The following is a 1,579-nucleotide window of genomic DNA, read 5'->3' on the forward strand; positions in this document are numbered from 1 at the left end:
AGTACAGGACCGTATCGACCATGTGCTCCAGCACCTTGGGGCCCGCTATGACACCCTCCTTGGTGACGTGGCCTATGAAGATGAGGCTGGTGTCGAGGGACTTTGCTTCCATCGTAAGCCGTGTGGACACGTCCTTGACCTGGCCCATGCTCCCCGGCAGCATGGGGAGCTTGGGGTTGTAGACGGCCTGGACGGAATCGACGATGACGAGGGCGTAGCGCTCCTCATTGACCGCCGAGAGGATGTCGTCGAGGTGATTGGTGGTGAGAAAGGCAAAATCCGCCGTGAGCCTGAGCCTTTTCTTCCGGGACGCGAGCTGTTTCAGGGATTCTTCCCCGGAAACGTAGAGGACCTTGAGACCGAGTTCGGTGAGTCTTGCGGCTACCTCGAAGCACAGGGTCGTTTTGCCTATCCCGGGATCGCCGCCGAGGAGGATGGCGGACCCTATCGTCATGCCACCGCCCAGGACGCGGTCCATTTCTCCTATGCCCGTCGCGATCCTCTCTTCGTCGGCAAGCTCTTCATCGGTGAGAATGACGGGCCGGCGTGGTTCCTTACCATCCGCCTTTGACGCTGGCGCGAATTCCCTGAATGTGTCCCATCCCTGGCACATGGGGCATTTCCCCAGCCATTTCAGGGTCTCATGGCCGCAGGAGGAGCAAACGAAGACGGTTTTTTTTGCCATGTCACACCACCGAAGCCCCTGTATGCAGCTTGATCAGCCGGAGCTGGTACTCCATGAGCCTGACGAGCCATTCCCTGGCCTTCGGAAGCTCCCGGGGGGAAACTTCGAAGGTCAGGGTACCATTGTAACCCAGTCTTCGGACCGTGTTCAGGAATTTGGCGATGGGAAGGTTGCCTCTTCCGAGAAAGAGGTGACTTTGATGTTCACCGGAGTCACTGAGATGGATGTTCCGCAGCCTGCCCGTCCTGAAGACCTTTATGAAAGGGGCAATGATATCCACACCAAAGCTGGCGAGGTGGGTCGTGTCGAAAGTGAAATAAAGGTTATGCTCCTGGCCGAAGGCGACGAGATCGTTGATATCATTGAGAATGTACGATGTGAGCATGAGGTGTTTGCCTTCCCGGGGCATGTTCTCGATGGTGAGCGCGATATCGGCACAATCGAGCTCCCCCTGGAAATCCTCGATGCTTTTCAGCCATCGGGCAAAGCCGATCTCCATCGTCAGCCACGCGGGGGGATGGAAATTGACGACGCCTGCCCCGAGGACGCGGGCGATATCGATGCTTCTTTTCAGCTCCTCCATCTTTGTACCCCACTTCTTCATCTTGAGAAAGGGGGCATGGACGGTGAGAACGGGAAGGATATCGAGGCAGGCCTGAACCCTGTCCAGGTAGCCGTCGCTCATGAAATGCTGGTCTATGACGAGCTCACAGCCATCGAACCCGCCCTCGCGCGCAAGGACGAAGATCTCCTCGATGGGGAGATGGTACAGACATCCTGTGGAAAAGAGGTATTTCATACGATAACGATGCTGTCATCGGTATCGGTGATTATCGCGCATTTTCCGTTCCTGTAGTGGATGGTGTTCTCGTATCCGCAGCAACCCTTTTTCGG

Annotated in this window: 2 protein-coding genes; both read right to left on the minus strand. The window is 56.7% G+C overall.

Features of this window, described 5'->3' with window-relative positions; translation table 11 throughout:
- A partial coding sequence (gene radA / locus GXX82_00495) for a DNA repair protein RadA (GenBank protein ID NLT21504.1) occupies positions 1 to 685 on the minus strand: 685 nt, incomplete at its 3' end.
- A gap of 1 nt (position 686) precedes the next feature.
- Positions 687 to 1,484: a sugar phosphate isomerase/epimerase gene (locus GXX82_00500; protein ID NLT21505.1), complete on the minus strand. Its 798-nt coding sequence runs from the start codon at positions 1,482 to 1,484 to the stop codon at positions 687 to 689.
- Positions 1,485 to 1,579: the final 95 nt, after the last annotated feature.

The organism is Syntrophorhabdus sp. (genome assembly GCA_012719415.1).
GTDB lineage: Bacteria > Desulfobacterota > Syntrophorhabdia > Syntrophorhabdales > Syntrophorhabdaceae > Delta-02.

Excerpts from the sequence above, each read along its gene's own strand:
- GXX82_00500 (NLT21505.1), bottom strand. The coding sequence starts at position 1,484 with ATGAAATACCTCTTTTCCACAGGATGTCTGTACCATCTCCCCATCGAG.